General features: G+C 47.6%; 15 protein-coding genes. 6 read left to right on the top strand and 9 right to left on the bottom strand.

What is annotated here, in order from left to right:
* The first annotated feature begins 6 nt into the window (after positions 1-6).
* Genes rfbH through FRIGORI9N_RS01075 form a run of 6 tightly spaced genes read left to right on the top strand, consistent with a single transcriptional unit; the run spans position 7 to position 6,341 of the window.
* Positions 7-1,347 (top strand): lipopolysaccharide biosynthesis protein RfbH, encoded by a 1,341-nt coding sequence (gene rfbH, locus FRIGORI9N_RS01100; protein WP_159568073.1) that lies wholly within the window; start codon positions 7-9, stop codon positions 1,345-1,347.
* Positions 1,348-1,887: a dTDP-4-dehydrorhamnose 3,5-epimerase gene (rfbC, locus tag FRIGORI9N_RS01095; RefSeq protein ID WP_159568072.1), complete on the top strand. Its 540-nt coding sequence runs from the start codon at positions 1,348-1,350 to the stop codon at positions 1,885-1,887.
* A complete protein-coding gene (locus FRIGORI9N_RS01090) occupies positions 1,888-2,808 on the top strand; it encodes an NAD(P)-dependent oxidoreductase (protein ID WP_159568071.1) in 921 nt (306 codons plus the stop codon). It begins immediately after the preceding gene.
* 13 nt (positions 2,809-2,821) lie between these two features.
* Positions 2,822-4,207 (top strand): O-unit flippase-like protein, encoded by a 1,386-nt coding sequence (gene wzx, locus FRIGORI9N_RS01085; protein ID WP_159568070.1) that lies wholly within the window; start codon positions 2,822-2,824, stop codon positions 4,205-4,207.
* A gap of 5 nt (positions 4,208-4,212) precedes the next feature.
* Complete coding sequence (locus FRIGORI9N_RS01080; RefSeq protein WP_236550772.1) at positions 4,213-5,232, top strand: glycosyltransferase family 2 protein; 1,020 nt, start codon at positions 4,213-4,215, stop codon at positions 5,230-5,232.
* Positions 5,229-6,341 (top strand): glycosyltransferase, encoded by a 1,113-nt coding sequence (locus FRIGORI9N_RS01075; RefSeq protein ID WP_159568068.1) that lies wholly within the window; start codon positions 5,229-5,231, stop codon positions 6,339-6,341. The genes FRIGORI9N_RS01080 and FRIGORI9N_RS01075 overlap by 4 nt, the downstream gene beginning before the upstream one ends.
* Positions 6,342-6,348: 7 nt before the next feature.
* On the opposite strand, the gene FRIGORI9N_RS01070 is transcribed toward FRIGORI9N_RS01075, so the two are convergent.
* From FRIGORI9N_RS01070 to FRIGORI9N_RS01030, 9 genes are read right to left on the bottom strand one after another with little or no spacing between them, the layout of a single operon-like run.
* Positions 6,349-8,277, bottom strand: a complete 1,929-nt coding sequence (locus FRIGORI9N_RS01070) for a nucleoside-diphosphate sugar epimerase/dehydratase (RefSeq protein ID WP_159568067.1) — start codon at positions 8,275-8,277, stop codon at positions 6,349-6,351.
* A gap of 13 nt (positions 8,278-8,290) precedes the next feature.
* Positions 8,291-8,851: a sugar transferase gene (locus tag FRIGORI9N_RS01065; RefSeq protein ID WP_159569535.1), complete on the bottom strand. Its 561-nt coding sequence runs from the start codon at positions 8,849-8,851 to the stop codon at positions 8,291-8,293.
* Positions 8,851-9,813 carry an SDR family oxidoreductase gene (locus FRIGORI9N_RS01060; RefSeq protein ID WP_236550771.1) on the bottom strand — a complete coding sequence of 321 codons (963 nt, stop codon included), beginning with the start codon at positions 9,811-9,813 and terminating at the stop codon, positions 8,851-8,853. The genes FRIGORI9N_RS01065 and FRIGORI9N_RS01060 overlap by 1 nt, the downstream gene beginning before the upstream one ends.
* The gene (gene wecB, locus FRIGORI9N_RS01055; protein ID WP_159568066.1) at positions 9,801-10,925 is read right to left on the bottom strand and encodes a non-hydrolyzing UDP-N-acetylglucosamine 2-epimerase; all 1,125 of its coding nucleotides are present in this window, start codon (positions 10,923-10,925) and stop codon (positions 9,801-9,803) included. The genes FRIGORI9N_RS01060 and wecB overlap by 13 nt, the downstream gene beginning before the upstream one ends.
* Positions 10,918-11,928, bottom strand: a complete 1,011-nt coding sequence (locus tag FRIGORI9N_RS01050) for a polysaccharide biosynthesis protein (protein WP_159568065.1) — start codon at positions 11,926-11,928, stop codon at positions 10,918-10,920. The genes wecB and FRIGORI9N_RS01050 overlap by 8 nt, the downstream gene beginning before the upstream one ends.
* Before the next feature lie 16 nt (positions 11,929-11,944).
* Positions 11,945-12,808: an SDR family oxidoreductase gene (locus FRIGORI9N_RS01045; protein WP_159568064.1), complete on the bottom strand. Its 864-nt coding sequence runs from the start codon at positions 12,806-12,808 to the stop codon at positions 11,945-11,947.
* Positions 12,805-14,049, bottom strand: a complete 1,245-nt coding sequence (locus FRIGORI9N_RS01040) for a glycosyltransferase family 4 protein (protein ID WP_159568063.1) — start codon at positions 14,047-14,049, stop codon at positions 12,805-12,807. The genes FRIGORI9N_RS01045 and FRIGORI9N_RS01040 overlap by 4 nt, the downstream gene beginning before the upstream one ends.
* A complete protein-coding gene (locus FRIGORI9N_RS01035; protein WP_159568062.1) occupies positions 14,046-15,074 on the bottom strand; it encodes a glycosyltransferase in 1,029 nt (342 codons plus the stop codon). The genes FRIGORI9N_RS01040 and FRIGORI9N_RS01035 overlap by 4 nt, the downstream gene beginning before the upstream one ends.
* Positions 15,071-16,150 (bottom strand): O-antigen ligase, encoded by a 1,080-nt coding sequence (locus FRIGORI9N_RS01030; RefSeq protein WP_159568061.1) that lies wholly within the window; start codon positions 16,148-16,150, stop codon positions 15,071-15,073. The genes FRIGORI9N_RS01035 and FRIGORI9N_RS01030 overlap by 4 nt, the downstream gene beginning before the upstream one ends.
* Between the last annotated feature and the right edge of the window lie 111 nt (positions 16,151-16,261).

Here is a 16,261-nt window from a genome sequence, read left to right as displayed (position 1 = left end):
AGCAGTATGAGCGAGCCCATTACATTTCATAAAACCAACCCGGAAGCACTGCGTGCCCAAATTGCTGAATTGGTTCAGCAGTATGCAGACGCCGTACACGCTCCCAAAGCATTTGTACCCGGCGAAAGTGCAGTTCCAGTTTCTGGCAAAGTGGTGGGCGCCCCTGAAATTCAAATGATGGTGGAAGCCAGCCTGGATTGCTGGTTGACCACCGGGCGATTCAACACCCTGTTTGAAGCGCGTTTGGCCAAGTTTTTGGGTGTTAAGCACGTGCTTACGGTTAATTCTGGTTCATCAGCCAACCTGGTTGCGTTTTCAACACTGACCAGCCCAAAGCTGGGCGACCGTGCAATTAAGCCCGGCGACGAAGTAATTGGCGTGGCCGCAGGCTTTCCAACAACAGTAAACCCGATTTTGCAGTTTGGTGCTGTGCCCGTGTTTGTAGACGTAGACCTGCACACACACAATATTGACGCTACAAAAATTGAAGCTGCAATTAGCCCCAAAACCAAAGCCATTATGTTGGCCCACAGCCTTGGCAACCCATTCAACCTGGATGTAGTTACATCACTGTGCAAGAAGTACAACCTGTGGTTGGTTGAAGACACCTGCGACGCATTGGGCGCAAAGTACAACGGTCAAACTGTGGGCACGTTTGGCGACATTGCAACATTAAGCTTTTACCCCGCACACCACATTACGATGGGTGAAGGCGGTGCGGTGTTTACCAACAATGATGAATTGAAAGTGATTGCGGAAAGCTTCCGCGACTGGGGCCGCGATTGCTATTGCCCCCCCGGGAAGGACAACACCTGCAACAAACGCTTTTGCTGGAAGCTTGGCGAGTTGCCTGAAGGCTATGACCACAAGTACACCTACAGCCACGCAGGTTACAACCTTAAAATTACAGACATGCAGGCCGCTTGTGCCCTGGCGCAAATGGACAGGCTGGAAGGCTTTATTGAATCGCGCCGCGCTAATTACGACTACTTGCGCAGCAAACTGGAAAGCTTGCAGGATTACTTCCATTTGCCAGTGGCCACGCCCAATTCTGAACCGTCCTGGTTCGGTTTTCCGCTGGTGTTAAAAGAAGAAAGCGGCGTGAAGCGTGTGGACCTGTTGAACTACCTGGACCAAGCCAAGATTGGCACACGCTTGCTGTTTGCCGGTAACTTAACTCGCCAGCCTTACATGATTGGCCGCAACTTCCGTATTAGTGGCGAATTGACCAACACAGACATTGTGATGAATCAGACTTTCTGGTTGGGTGTGTACCCAGGCTTAAACGCAGAGCACTTGGACTATGTGGTACAGAAGCTGGAAGAGTTTTTTGGAATTGGTTTTTAAATGTTTGAAATCCAAGAAAGCAAATTGCAAGGTTGCTTAAAACTGACACCAAAAACATTCATTGATCGGCGTGGGCAGTTCACAAAAGTGTTCCACGAGAAGGCGTTTATGGAACTAGGTTTGGAAACACAATTCACGGAAGAATACTTCTCGGTGTCTCATCAGGGCGTACTTCGCGGAATGCATTTCCAAACACCTCCTGAGGATCATATTAAGTTGGTGTATTGCACAAGGGGCCATGTACTTGATGTCGTGCTTGATATTCGAAAAGATTCCCCCACTTATGGGCAATTCGACTTGTTCGAGTTAAACGGAGAGTCCGTATCCTGTGTCTACATTCCCAAAGGATTTGCACACGGTTTTTACACCATTAGCGAAGGCTCGACGATGGTATATAAAGTGAGCACAGTACACGCGCCAAATAACGACGAAGGAATTCTGTGGAATTCATTTGGAATGAAATGGCCTGATGAATCCCCTGTTATTTCTGAAAGAGATGCGGGCTTTACTGAACTTTCCAAATTTAACTCGCCGTTTTAAATGCTAGCCCATACTTCTAGCCCACGAGTCGCGCTCTTAACTGGTGCCACGGGATTCATAGGTTCAAATTTGGCGCGACAACTCGTCAATCATGGATGGCATGTTCACGTGCTCGTGCGCGGCGACTCCAAGCTTGATGCCTTGAAGGACATTCAAACTAGTATTCACTTTCACCAGGTGACCGAGAATATTGAAAACTTGGCTGACACTCTACGAGAAATTCAACCCACTTGTGTATTTCACATCGCTTCCCTATTTCTAGCTCAACATACGCCAAACCAGATAAACCAACTGGTTCAAAGCAACGTGAACTTTCCGACTCAGTTGTTAGAGGCCATGCGATTGGCTGGCGTCAAGCGTTTAATTAACACGGGCACCTCGTGGCAACATTTTGAAAACTCAGACTACGACCCAGTTAATTTATATGCAGCGACCAAGCAAGCATTTGAATCCATCATTCAATATTACATAGAAGCGCACGGTCTAAAGGTTTGCACACTAAAACTATTTGATACCTATGGTGCGAATGACCCCAGACCCAAACTTGTGGCTTTGCTTTGGAAAACAGCGAGAGAAGGAACAACACTAGACATGTCACCAGGAGAACAATTAGTTGATCTGGTGCACATTAAAGATGTAGTAGAAGCGTATTGCAGAGCGGCTGATTTATTAGACACCCAGACAACTGGACACGTAAGGTATGGGGTATCTTCGGGCAATCCGATGAAACTTCGCGACCTTGTGGAAGCTTTTGAGCGAGCCACAAACCAACGTCTACCAATTAATTGGGGAGGGCGCCCTTATCGAGATCGAGAGGTAATGCGCCTTTGGAGAGACTATCAAACTGTCCCCGGTTGGAGACCAAAAATTCCGTTTGAAATAGGAATTCTCGAAACTGCCCCAAACCACAATCTTCAATGATGGCGGCAATCAATTGACTCGCAAAGATATGTTTTGGGGTTATCTGGCTCAGGCCCTGAATATCGGCGCAGGTTTGATACTGCTGCCAGTCATTCTTAAGTATCTTCCTCCTGCGGAAGTGGGGCTTTGGTTCGTTTTTATTACCTTGGTCGGACTGGCTCAACTGCTGGAGTTCGGATTCAACCCAACCATTTCGAGAAATACATCGTATATCTATGCTGGAGCAACATCCCTCCAAAAGGACGGTTTACCCACCTCGCAGGCCAACTCTTCCCTAGTCAACCTTCATCTTCTCGCAAGCCTCATAAGCACCGCACGAAAGGTATACGGATTGGTATCGCTGTTGGCTGCTGTACTTCTGTTAATCGTCGGCAGTATTTATATTTCAACCTTAATAACCGAAGAAACAGAGAATAAACCCACATTGATTTTGGCCTGGATTTCTTTTGCCAGCGGATATGTAATAACCCTTTATTATGGATATATCAACGGCATGCTACATGGCCGGGGTGACGTTACCCAATCCAACAAGGTTGTTGTAGCAACGCGCGGTTTACTCGTCGTTGTTGGAAGCTACGCGGTAATTGAAGGCCACGGGCTCTTGGGGTTGGGCCTCGCCTCATTATTGAGCAGTGGGATAGGAAGAATTATTGCCGCGCATTATTTCTTCAGCAAAACTCGCCCTGAAATGAGAGCAATACGGTCAGATCCTCTAAAAAAGGTCGATGATCTCACTAACCTGCTTTGGCACAATGCAAGCAAGCTTGGGGCAGTTCAAATTGGAAGTTTTTTGATTCAACGGGGAAATATCCTCATAGCCTCCAGCGCATTAGGGTTAGCATCTGCAGCCAGCTACGGCATGACCGTTACTATCCTCACAGTGCTAATGACCGTTTCCTCCGTTCTTTGTCAGCTGCAACTACCGAGCCTCAACGCGATGCAGTCTAAAAATGAACGCGAATCACTTGTTGCGATCTACGGTCAAATTCAACTTAGCTCATGGGCGGTTTTTACGCTCGGTCTGTTTGTTCTTGCTGTTTTTGGGAACGCAGTGCTTAATTTCATTGGTAGCGATACAAAGCTGCTGGCTTGGCCTTTACTTCTATCATTCGGAATAATCTATCTGCTCGAATTGAATCACAGTATTGCAGCGACCTACCTTACTACTGTCAATAAAATTCCGTTTGTAAAAGCTGCATTGATCTCTGGCGTATCCATCACAACATTGGCAATTTTGTTTGCTGACGCCTACGGGATTGTTGGACTTATCGCAGCCCAGGGGGTTGTTCAATTGGCCTATAACAATTGGAAATGGCCGACAGAGGCTCAGAAGCATCTTCAATCATCTTTCTTGGAGACTATCAAGAAAGGAGCAAATAAACTGACCGGTAAAATTTGACAAAAATGTTCGAATTCAAGAATTCATTTACGCAGTTCGAGAAAATTCACTCTAAGTCAATAATCGACAACGATCACGACGAGCCTCCTTTTCTCTCCATTCTTATACCGACGTATCGACGTCCTGGTCTACTCATTGAATCTGTTCGATCGGCACTGAATCAAACTACGGATGTAAATTATGAAATTGTTGTCGTTGACAATGAACAAGATCCACAATGGTCCTCAAAAGTAGACGAAGAACTACGCGCCCTACAATCAAGGAAAGTTCGATTGTTTCGCAACAACGAGAACTTGGGAATGTTTGGCAATTGGAATCGTTGCATTGAACTTTCGCGTGGGAAATGGATTTCAATATTGAATGACGATGATTTGCTCGCCTCAAACTTTCTAAGTACTTCGCTCCGTTTAATTCACCAATATCCTGAAGCGAAATTAATTCAGACGGGATTCGCAAGCTTTTCCCAGGAGTCCGAGAGCGCCTTAAGAAGCCTGAACTCAAGAGAAAAAATTGAACGCGTCAGCCGCTTTAGTTTTGTTCAACTAAGCCTAGGAAACCCACGAGCGGGCTGCCTCGCCACGCTTTATGATCGCGAGGCTGCGATCAAGCTTGGCGGATTTAATCCAGAACACTTTCCCACTGCAGATGTAATATTCAATATGCGATTTCTTTTGGCAAAACACCTTGCCTATGAAACCGACAAACCCTGTGCGCTATACAGAGTTCAGGAGAACGAAAGTCAAAAGCCCCAAGTTCTTGCTGGATTTATAAAAAACGATTTCTTGATGAGACTCGAGGCTGCTGAGTTGTTCAGATTTCCATTCTTTATGAAGATTTACGCGAGAATTATTTTGACGTCACAACTAAATTATTTGGAACACACTTGGCAATCAAGAATTGATCGAGACCTCCTGCCGGCCCAACTTTGGCGCTATATTTCACGATCAAAATCCGCTTGGCTCATTTCCAAGATCTTCACCAAATTGATTTACAAAGTTATCCAAGCTGTCGAAGAAAAACAATGAATCATAAAGTTTTTTATATCTCCACGGGTTTGGACAAGAGCCACTATGGTGGATCGATAGTGGCCAAGGCAAATTTGAACGCGATCCTTTCGAACTCAAAATTGCGAACAACTTATTTTGCTGTTCATAGAAATCCGATGGATGGTGCCATCAAGATACCCACGACAAATAGTCGACTAGGTACTGCATTGGCAAATATTTTATTAATGTGTGCCACCCTGAGTCCCAAAGGTTTTTTGCGTTTATTGCGTTCGATCAAACAAGAACAGCCCGATGTAGTTTGGTTGGACTCGTCTTTGTTCGGTATCTTTATTCCGTTTATCCGATTACTCAGTAAACAAACCAAAATTGTGTGCTTCTTTCACAATATAGAAACCGACCTAGTACGCGTATACGCGAAACAGAATTTTTTGTACTGGATAGCCTACGTTGCGACTCTCTTGAACGAACGCCTCTCTGCCAAATACGCTGATCGCGTAGTTACGATTCAGAAACAAGATGGGGAACAGCTAAAAAGAAAATATTTTCTGAAAAGATATGCCTGCGTTAACGCAACGATCACTGACGTGTTCGCTGACACTGCAAATCAGGTTAGCGAGGCAAGTGATGCTCTTGACGTGCGTTACTTTCTATTTGTTGGATCTGATTTTCCACCGAATATTGAAGCATTAAGATTTCTTAATAATCTGGTCGCCCCTGAACTCAAGAGAAGTAAAATTATTGCCGTCGGAAACGGGTTAGACAAATATCGCAGTGAATTCACTAATATTGATATAAAGGGTCGAGTAGAAAAAATAGCCCCGTACTATCACAATGCTATTGCTGCTCTTGCACCTTTGTTCACAGGGGGGGGGATGAAAGTGAAAGTTGCGGAAGCCCTGATGTTCAATCGTGGTGTTATTGCCTCAACATTTGGTTCAATTGGCTATGAAAATGTGGAACATCCTGTAATTCAAATTATCGACAATCCAACCGAGTTCGCACATTGCATCGAAAATTATGACTTTGACCTGGGTGAGAAGCCACGAGAGTACTACTTGAAATATTTTTCTCCACAATCTACTGATGTTTCCGTGAAGAAAATTATTGAAGAGCTATTGAACCAATAAGTTGTAATTATTGTTTCTCTGAAATCCAATCAACGATATCAGCTGCTTGATAACCATCCACCATCTTTTTTAGTGATTGCTGCGCATCTTGAAACTTGTGTTGCTCTATAGACGAAGTCAGTGTGTTCAGAAGTACGAGCAACTCACGAAGCTGCAGAAAATCTTCAGAGCCTCGTAAAATTCGTGCATGCGCCGTAGGTTGAGGATTATTCCCAATCAACAATTCCTCATACAACTTTTCACCGGGCCTTAACCCCGTGATTTGAATTTCGATGTCACCGTCTGGGTTCAAATCATCCCGAACCACCAATCCTGACAACTCAATCATTCGCACCGCCAGGTCGTAAATTTTAATTGGCTCACCCATATCGAGCAAAAATACATCGCCCCCTTTGGCCAATGCGCTTGCCTGAATTACCAGTTGTGCCGCTTCGGGTATGGTCATGAAATAGCGGGTAATGTCGCGGTGCGTCAAAGTAATGGGCCCACCGTCGCGAATTTGCTGGCGAAACAAGGGCACCACTGAACCCGATGATCCAAGTACATTCCCGAAACGAACCATGGAAAATACGGTACTAGTAGACTCTTCTGCAAGGGCTTGCAACGACATTTCTGCCAAGCGTTTGGTGGCCCCCATTACGTTGGTTGGCCGTACTGCTTTGTCGGTACTGATCAATACAAAGTTTTCTGCGTTGTGTTTCAACGCCAACTTGGCGGTTGTGAATGTGCCGAACACGTTGTTGTATATGCCCTCGCTCAAATTGTGTTCAACAAGTGGCACGTGCTTGTATGCTGCCGCATGAAAAATTGTATGCGGCTTGAATTTACCCAGAATGCTGTCCATGCGGGCTTCGTCCCGAACAGAAGCCAGAAAAGGAATCAAAGTAACTTGCGCATTGTCACTTGCCGATATTTTCTGCTCTAACTCCTGATGAATTTGATACAACGCAAATTCACTTTGTTCAACCAGCAATAACTGTATTGGGCCGACACTCAGAATTTGACGACACAGCTCGCTACCAATTGAGCCGCCAGCGCCTGTTACAAGCACCACCTTGCCCTGAATATTCTTCGACAACAATTCGGGGCTGGGGCTTACCGGGTCGCGCCCCAACAAGTCATCAATATCAAGTTCTCGAAGGTCGGAAACACTGACTTTGCCGGTTGCAATTTCGGTGACTCGGGGCAAAGTACGAACTGCAACTTTGCTTTTTGAAATACTGTCGAGAATTTCGTTTCTGCGTTTTCGGTTTGCGGCATTAAAGGCCAGCAGCACTGTGTTGACACCCAGAGTTTCCACCAGGCCAGGTAAATCGCCAGGGTTGAAAATTTTCAGGTTGTTGATGGTTTGCTTGTGCAGGGCCTTGTTGTCGTCGATAAAGCCAACCACGCGCATTTCGTGGCTATTGGCCAAGGCGCCAGCCAATTGGCGGCCAGTGGCGCCTGCGCCGTAAATCAACACCTTCGGCAAATTGGCCAGTTGTAATTCGTTGCGATACAGCCCCCCCAACCAGAACCGTGCAAACAAGCGCGTTAAACCCACAAACACCATGAGCAAAATAGGCTGAAGGATACCGACCGTACGCGGCACACCTGACACACCCATGGCTGTGAAAATTGCAGCATAAACTACACCGTACACAGCGATCACCTTGGTTACTGTGAACATGGCCGACAAACCTGAGTACCGGAATATTGCCCGATAGAAGCCGTTGACAACAAACAGGGGAATAGCGATCAACAAGCTCATGCCCACAGCCGCCAGGGGATTCCAGCCGAAATCGGGATTGGTCAAGGAAATCCAGTAATCAAGACGCAGATAATAGGCTAGCCACACTGCGAGTACACAGAGGCTTGCATCCACCGACAATACGATTAGCCGCTTGGCTACGCGGGGTAAATTCAAAACCGGACTGGCGAATCTTGAAAAAAACATAGTGACTGATGCCTTAGTGTGAAACGCCGTCGCGTTTGACGACCTTTAGAAAGGTGAGCCAAAGAATTCGAATGTCCAATAGCACGCTTCGCCTTTGAAGGTATTCCACATCAAACTGCACCTTCTTTGATAGGGGTATGTCGTCGCGCCCATTCACCTGCGCCCAGCCGGTTAATCCTGGAAGAATTTGGTGTACACCCTGTTGTGTTCGCATTTCAATCAAATCGTGCTGGTTGAATAATGCAGGTCGTGGACCAACAAAACTCATGTCACCTTTGAGAATGCTCCACAGTTGCGGCAATTCATCAAGACTTGTTTTACGTATGAAAGAACCAATCGGAGTTAAGTGGGAAGATGGATCGCTAAGCAGGTGTGTGGCCACGGCGGGGGTACCCACACGCATACTGCGAAACTTGGGCATTTTGAATAGGGTGTTGTTGATTCCAACCCGGTCGCTCCAATACAGGGCTGGGCCCTTTGAAGTCAAGCGCACGGCAAGTGCAACAGCAATGATTGGCAAAGCCAGAATAGCCAAAGCCACAATACCCAGCATTAAATCAAATAGACGTTTTATCATCGCAGTTGCAATTGCCCTTGCTGCATGTACCAATCGGCAGTTTCTTTCATACCAGCCTGCACAGTGAAGGCGGGCTTCCAATTCAACTCTTCACGCAAGGCCTGCGGGCTGGCTGTTAAATTACCCAGCAGTCGTTGAGCCGCAGCCCGCTTGCCAAGCATTGCTGCAAGCGACTCGATCAGACGTGGGGATATATTAATCAAGTTGGCTTTTCGGCCCAAGGCATGTGACATTTCACGAACCAGCTGCGAGGTGGAAATATCCGAATCGTCGGACACCAGATAAACTTTCCCGGCCGCATTGGCGTGTTCTATGCAGGTGGCTATCGCGCTTGCCAAATTACCCACAAACACCAGGCTGCGTTGATTGTTTACCGCGCCAAAAGGCAAAGGTATTCCACGCGCGACCACGCTGAGCAACTTCAAAAAATTGGCGCGCACGCCCGGCCCGTACACCAAAGGTGGCCGAAGAATTGAAACTTCCAACCCGCTTTGCTGGCTGAATTCGAGCAGTTGTTGTTCTGCTTCAAATTTTGAAATTCCGTAGGGATCAATGGGATTGGGTATTGAGCTTTCATTGAAGTCGCCTGCCTCGCCGTTCACCTTGATTGAGCTAACAAACACGATACGCTTTGCGCCACATTGCGCAGCTTGCCGTGCCAGTTGCAAAGTGCCGGCGGTATTGGCTCGACGAAACTCCATTAAGGGGTCAGCGGATTTGTCATCCATTACATGTACGCGGGCGGCAAGATGCACAACGGCAGTGCAACCTTGAAGTGCTGCCGACCAGTCGGTGGTTGGGCCCAATGGTGCCACCTGAAAGGTATTGGGTTCAGTAGGCGCTGCCCGACTGGTTTTTACCACCACGGCACCAAGACTTTCCAGCAACTGGCACACCCGCTTGCCTACAAAGCCGGTAGCCCCGGTTACCAGAATACGCTGACCATTCACTTGGACCACACAGTGCGATTGATATAATCGGTGTAGCTGAGCACCACCCGCAGCACCTGACGGGCCACATGGGGGTTTTCATAGTCTTTAACCACAGGCGCTGCGTTCGGGTTTTCTGTTTTTTGGTCAATGACAACGCGCACGGCATCCAGCACACGCGCTTTCTTCAAGCCCGACATGATGAGAATGCCTTCGTCCATTCCCTCGGGGCGTTCGTGTGCGTTTCGAATTGTGATGGATTTCAAACCAAGCAATGAGGTTTCTTCAGTGATGGTGCCACTGTCGGAAATTACACATGCTGCGCCCATTTGCAAACGAATATAGTCGGTAAAACCGAATGGTTTCAGGAACTGGATGAGTGGATTCATTGTACTGAGATCAAGCGCTGCCAAGCGCTTTTGAGTTCGTGGATGCGTGGACACAATGACTGGGTAGTTGTACCGCTCAGCCAAAGCATTCAATGTTTCCAGCAGGTCCGCTACGTTCTCTGGGCTATCGACGTTTTCCTCGCGATGCGCGCTCACGATAAAAAACTTTCCCTCTTCCAGCTTCATGGTTTCAAGCACTTTGCTTTGCTGAATTTTGGGCATGTAATGATCAAGTACCTCTCGCATGTGCGAACCAGTCTTGATGATGGTTTCAGGGCGAATGCCCTCTGCGATCAAATAGCGCCGGGCATGCTCGGTTAACACCATGTTGATGTCGCTAAGGTGATCCAGCACCTTGCGGTTCAATTCCTCGGGTACACGTTGATCGAAACAACGATTACCCGCTTCCATATGAAATACGGGCACTTTGCGGCGCTTGGCTGAAATAACCGCCAAACAGGAATTGGTATCGCCATACAACATCAATGCATCGGGCTGGACCTGTTCCAGTACGGCATCTGCTTTCTCGATCACGCGTGCGATGGTTTGCGCTGCGTTTTCGCCAACCGCTTCGAGAAAGAAGTCGGGTTTGCGAATACCCAGGTCGTCAAAAAAAACCTGGTTCAGTTCGTAATCATAATTTTGACCAGTGTGAACCAAGGTGTGCTCGGTGTGTTTGTCGAGCTCGGCAATCACGCGGCTCATTTTGATAAGCTCGGGCCGGGTACCCACCAGAGTCATGACCTTAAGCATTCAAAAACTCCTGCACATAATCGAGCTTGGTGAGCACGTCTTTCACGCCCGGTACATCAAGACGATGTGTGTTGTGCGACGTGTAGTCATCAAATTCGGAAATGCGTTGTTCGCCTTCAACAAAGTATTTTTTGTAGTTCAAGTCGCGATTGTCTGCCGGAATACGGAAGTAGCGGCCCATGTCTTCGGCTTTGGCCATTTCTTCACGCGACACCAGTGATTCGTACAACTTCTCGCCGTGGCGGGTACCAATAATTTTCACTGGATTCGATTTGTTCAGCAGTTCTTTCAAAGCCTGAGCCAGATCAGCCACAGTGGATGCGGGGGCTTTTTGAATGAATATATCGCCTTGCTGGCCGTGCTCAAATGCATGCAATACCAGGTCGACCGACTCTTCAAGCGACATGAGGAAGCGAGTCATGCTGGGGTCAGTTATCGTGATTTCCTGATCATCGAGCAACTGCTGAATAAACAGGGGAATAACCGAACCACGGCTTGCCATGACGTTGCCGTAACGCGTGGCACACACTACCGTGCCGCCATCGGGAATGGTGCGGGATTTGGCAACCATCAATTTTTCAGCCATGGCTTTGGAAATACCCATGGCATTGATGGGATAAACGGCTTTGTCTGTACTAAGCACCACCACCCGGCTAACGCCTTTGGCTATGGCTGCATTGAGCATGTTTTCTGTACCCAACACATTGGTGCGCACAGCCTCCATGGGATAGAACTCGCAGGAAGGAACCTGCTTTAGTGCTGCCGCATGAAACACGTAGTCAACGCCGGTCATGGCCTGAGAAAGGCTGTCGTAATCACGCACATCGCCGATGTAAAACTTGACCTTGTCGCAGCCCAAGGCAATGCGCATGTCTTCCTGTTTTTTTTCATCGCGACTGAAAATGCGAATTTCTTTGACTTCGGTTTCAATGAACCGCTTGAGCACTGTGTGGCCAAACGATCCGGTTCCGCCGGTGATCATGAGTACTTTTCCGTCGAACATGTGAAATAGTCCGTGTTTATTGAATTCGGGATTGGCGCATTTTCTGAATCAAATCAGGCCATTCAGGGGCAGTATACCCGCTTGCCTGCTGGAAGCGGTTTGCGCACAGTGAACGGTCGATGACCAGGCTGCTGTCGGGGTTGATCTGGGTGCGTAAGCCATACGCTTGAGCAACCAACTGAAGCAGATCGAGTTTGGCGATGGGTTTGGCAGCAACATGATACAAGCCATGAAGTTCAGGCTTGGGTATTACATGGTCAAGGATGATCTCAGCCAGTTCGCAGGTTGGTACGCCTGAAAATATGGCTTTCGAGAACCCTTTCACACTGCCTTGCTGAGCCAAAAACCATTCGAGCAGGGCAAAACTGGTGCCGAGTTCATGACCAATAATTGAAGTCCGCAAGGTAATTGCATATGGGCTGTTGTGCAGCTCGCCGATGTATTTGGACTTGCCGTACAGGTCTTCCGCATCGGAAACATCGGTTTCAAGATAGTTTCCTTTTCTGCCACTGAATACGCAATCGGTGCTGATGTGCACCAATCGGGCACCAGCCACTTCGCACAGCTGAAGCAAACGATGCGGCAGCAAAGAGTTGATTGGCAGGGCGACCAAGGGGTCGTTGGCCTGATCCAGCTGTTTGATTAGACCCACGCAGTTAATAACCACATCGGGCTTAACCTTCGCAAAGGTTTGCGCAAGAGAATCTTGATCGAGTACATCAAGCCCGGTGAGAATTCCAGCTGAAGGAAATTCGGCCAGCTTCGGATGGGGGCTGCGGCCACGCTGGCTGCCCCATACTTGGTGGCGCTTGCTTTCACACAAAGCTTTGAATACAGCGCTGCCCAACATACCCGTAATACCCAGCACCAGAATTTTCAAGATATGGCTCCCAGTGAGTTGCCTGCGCCCATGGCGCTGAGTGTTTCTGCCAGATGAGTCGCCTGGCTATCGGTTTCAAAATGTTCCAGAAAATAGGCCCTTGCGTGTTGGCCCATTGCTTCGCGTTGTTTCGCAGACATTGCTTGTACTTTTAAAATATTGGCGGAAAGCCCTGCACTGTCACCAGCTGAGCTCGCCAAACCTGCGCCAGCCTCCAGAACAACTCGAGCACCTTCGCCATTCAAACTGGCCAGTACCGGTTTGCCAGCTGCCAAATAAGCCTGAATTTTACTTGGAATGGTGAGGGCGAAAATAGGGTCGTCCTCTAAAGAAACCAGTAAGGCCCCTGCCCTGCCAAATATTGACGCCATTGTTTGCATGGGAAACCGGCCTGGCAGTTCCAAATTGTGAAGGCCCCGCGAGCGCTTTTGCTCGGCAAGCCATTCGCTACGGCTGCCACTGCCCACCAATACGATCGATATATCGTTGTGATCTTTCAGTAGTTGTGCAGCGTCCACCACACAATCCAGTGCTTGAGCCTGCCCTAAGTTACCTGCAAAAACCACACAGAATTTCTTGTCGAGCAAGTCAAGCAAATCAGCTGGCGCATCAATCGGTTCGTCAGTGCTTTGTTCGGGAAAGGAGTTGGGTTGGTAGCGAATTTTGCTACGATTTGCATACTCGTTGAGTGGTGGAATAAATGCCTTGGATTGAGCAAGCAGCAGATCACAGCCTTTGTAGATCCAGTAAACCAGATAGCCAACAGCGGCCAGGGCTTTCTTGTTGCGCACAAAACCAGTGGCCTGAAGGCTTTCAGGCCATAAATCCTGAACCCACAATGCCAACGGGGCCCGTTTAATCCACTTCAATAAAATAGCTGGAATGGTTTGTGTGATGGGCGATGGTGCATAAACCAAAATTGCATCGAACTTCAACCCACGTAAAGCCCAAGGCAGGCAGAACATGCCCGCAAGAACAAAAACCAGATAGTTCAGAATGAGGTTTTTTGCACCGCCATGCTTACGTGGCCAGGTTGGGATACGCACTACCAGTGTTTGTTCATCAAAAAGTTCTCTTTGAACTCCACCGGCCTGATAACCCGGAAAAATATTGCCCTCGGGATAATTGGGCTTGCCTGTAGCAACCACCACTTGATGCCCCTGCTTTACGAGGGCCTTGACCACATCGTTGATCATGAAGCTTTCAGGCCAGAAGTACTGGGTGACAATCAGTATCCTCATGCCTTTCCCCGTTCTTGAATTCGAGCGAGAAACTCACTCGCGTCAATCAGATCCGTTTTTGGAGCTGAAATATTTAGATGTCTTAAAACCGCTCGGGCGATTGAAGTGGGAGAGTTCGGGTCGAAAGTTTGATTCGGGTCAATAACATCACGAACATAGTCAAGTTCAGGCGCAAGAATTGGCAAACCAAGCTGGTTAGCCTCTAGTAGCGGCAGGCCGAAAGACTCCAGTTTTGACGGGAAAATTAAAGCTTTTGATTTGTTGTATAGCGCTTGTACTTCTCCGTGTTTCAAAACGCCAAAGTTAGTGATCTTCAAGTCGTGAGTGCCAGTTTTCTTGTCAATTAACTGGGCCACATGCGCAGCGCTATCCTTGCTGACGGTTAGGGCAAGACTGGGTCGAACTCCCTGTTCAGCCAAAATGACCCACGCATCTAAAAGGGTTGCATGGTTTTTGTGTGGTTCAGCGGAAGACACATACACAAAATCAAATCCAGAGGCTTTGGTATCGCTATCGCTGACAAGCGTGGCCTTATTTTTGGTGGCTATAAAAGGCACGACGATGGAATCAAATCCCAAACTGTTCTTTAATTCTTTCTGCATGGTTGGCGACTGCACAATGATTTGGTAGCCCGACTGCATACGGCTGCGGAACCACCAACGCTCCAGCATCAAACGTACCCTTGCACCTAAGGAAAATCGAGAGAAGTCGTGCCTGCCAAACATATACCGGTTTTGAAGAAAAACCATGACGCTTGCTTTCGATTTAAATAAAGGCGGCAAGTTGCCGAAACACAAAACTGTGTCCCCAGCCTTTGCATTTCCAGACAACAAAACTTCGGCCCCAAATCGACTGGCCAGGGTGGGCTTGATCGAATGCACTGTGGGACCGGAGTCGGCATTATTTGTGGGCATTCGTTCATCAAGCACACAAAAAGCTGTTTTATCCACGTGACTTAAAAGAGCACTTAATAATGTTCGACCACCACCTTGGTGCACATTGGGAGCATGGACAAAAAGGGTCATTTTGTACTACCCAAAAATGCCGAATATACGAGTACGAATCCAACACTCTCGGCGAAGTCAAAGTGAAACGAGTTCAGCAAATTGCCCACAAAATAAATCAGCAGCACAGGCAGAATATAGTGACTAGTCCAGGTAACCTGGCTGCTTCGATAAACAGCCAAACCAAAGAACCAGGCATACAGAATCAATGCCAGCAAACCACCTTGCAACATCAGCATTAAAAACTGGTTGTGCGGGTTGTAAAAGGTCGGCCATCCCGCTGCCGATGTAAATGGCTGCACTGCGCCTTGTACACCACCCAAACCGTATCCGATCAATGGCGCTTCAAGGAAAGCAGACCAACTGGCAGTTAAGTACATGACACGTTCGCCAATGCTGGTTCCCTGTTGGGGCTTATCTTGAAGTACTTGCTGAATTTCTAGCCACGTGGTCGAAAATCGATCGTGAACATTGTCAATCAGAAAATAGGCAGCAACTAACAAAACGACAAACGCCAACCCGGCAATTACGCAGCCTTTGAAACCTAATTTTTGGTAACCCAAATACAGCGGAATTACCATGAATACCAACCAACCTGTTCGGCCGTCGATCATGCCAAAAAGGTTGCCCAATGCAACGAGTGTTAGCCCCGCATACAGTAACTTTGATGACTGGTTGGTTGATTCTTTAAAGGCCACAATCCAAAGATAGATTGCAACAACCAAAAAAAAGTTGTGCGTGATGTGCGACTTGAATACTGTCGGATTACTTGGGATGGCGTACATGTCAGTGGCTTTTGCACCGAAATATGAAGGATCTACACCAAGCCAAATTGCATAGGACAAAACAAGTACAACGGCCATGCCGCCTAAGAAGCCTTTTCCGACAAGGCTTCTGTTTTCAGGCACCACCAAAATACCAGCTAAAACCGGAACTAATAACAATCGACCATATTTGCTAATGAATTCCAAATAACTCGACTCATTGTTACTTGGATAAACGAAGGTGATCGCCAAAAAACCGAGAAGTAACCACAAGGGAATTAATTCTTTTCGAGAAAAAAAGCGACCGATAGAGCGCCTGATTTCTGGGTTCAACAATGCAAACAAGCAAGCCAACGCCAGGAATAAATTAACCGGCGCAGGTTTAATCGGCAAAAAAAACGCTGCCCCCGCTAAAAACCAGGCCGGGTTGACACGTTGAACAAA

This window comes from Limnobacter sp. 130, from assembly GCF_902506325.1.
GTDB lineage: Bacteria > Pseudomonadota > Gammaproteobacteria > Burkholderiales > Burkholderiaceae_B > Limnobacter.
The sequence above is the reverse complement of the archived record's forward strand: the minus strand, read 5'-3'. Positions and strand labels throughout refer to the sequence as shown.

Bases quoted from the DNA above. Each gene is read 5' to 3' on its own strand.
- wecB (WP_159568066.1), bottom strand. From the start codon at position 10,925: ATGCTTAAGGTCATGACTCTGGTGGGTACCCGGCCCGAGCTTATCAAA.
- FRIGORI9N_RS01050 (WP_159568065.1), bottom strand. From the start codon at position 11,928: ATGTTCGACGGAAAAGTACTCATGATCACCGGCGGAACCGGATCGTTT.
- FRIGORI9N_RS01080 (WP_236550772.1), top strand. From the start codon at position 4,213: ATGTTCGAATTCAAGAATTCATTTACGCAGTTCGAGAAAATTCACTCT.
- FRIGORI9N_RS01070 (WP_159568067.1), bottom strand. From the start codon at position 8,277: ATGTTTTTTTCAAGATTCGCCAGTCCGGTTTTGAATTTACCCCGCGTA.
- FRIGORI9N_RS01090 (WP_159568071.1), top strand. From the start codon at position 1,888: ATGCTAGCCCATACTTCTAGCCCACGAGTCGCGCTCTTAACTGGTGCC.
- FRIGORI9N_RS01075 (WP_159568068.1), top strand. From the start codon at position 5,229: ATGAATCATAAAGTTTTTTATATCTCCACGGGTTTGGACAAGAGCCAC.
- FRIGORI9N_RS01040 (WP_159568063.1), bottom strand. From the start codon at position 14,049: ATGAGGATACTGATTGTCACCCAGTACTTCTGGCCTGAAAGCTTCATG.
- rfbH (WP_159568073.1), top strand. From the start codon at position 7: ATGAGCGAGCCCATTACATTTCATAAAACCAACCCGGAAGCACTGCGT.
- FRIGORI9N_RS01035 (WP_159568062.1), bottom strand. From the start codon at position 15,074: ATGACCCTTTTTGTCCATGCTCCCAATGTGCACCAAGGTGGTGGTCGA.
- rfbC (WP_159568072.1), top strand. From the start codon at position 1,348: ATGTTTGAAATCCAAGAAAGCAAATTGCAAGGTTGCTTAAAACTGACA.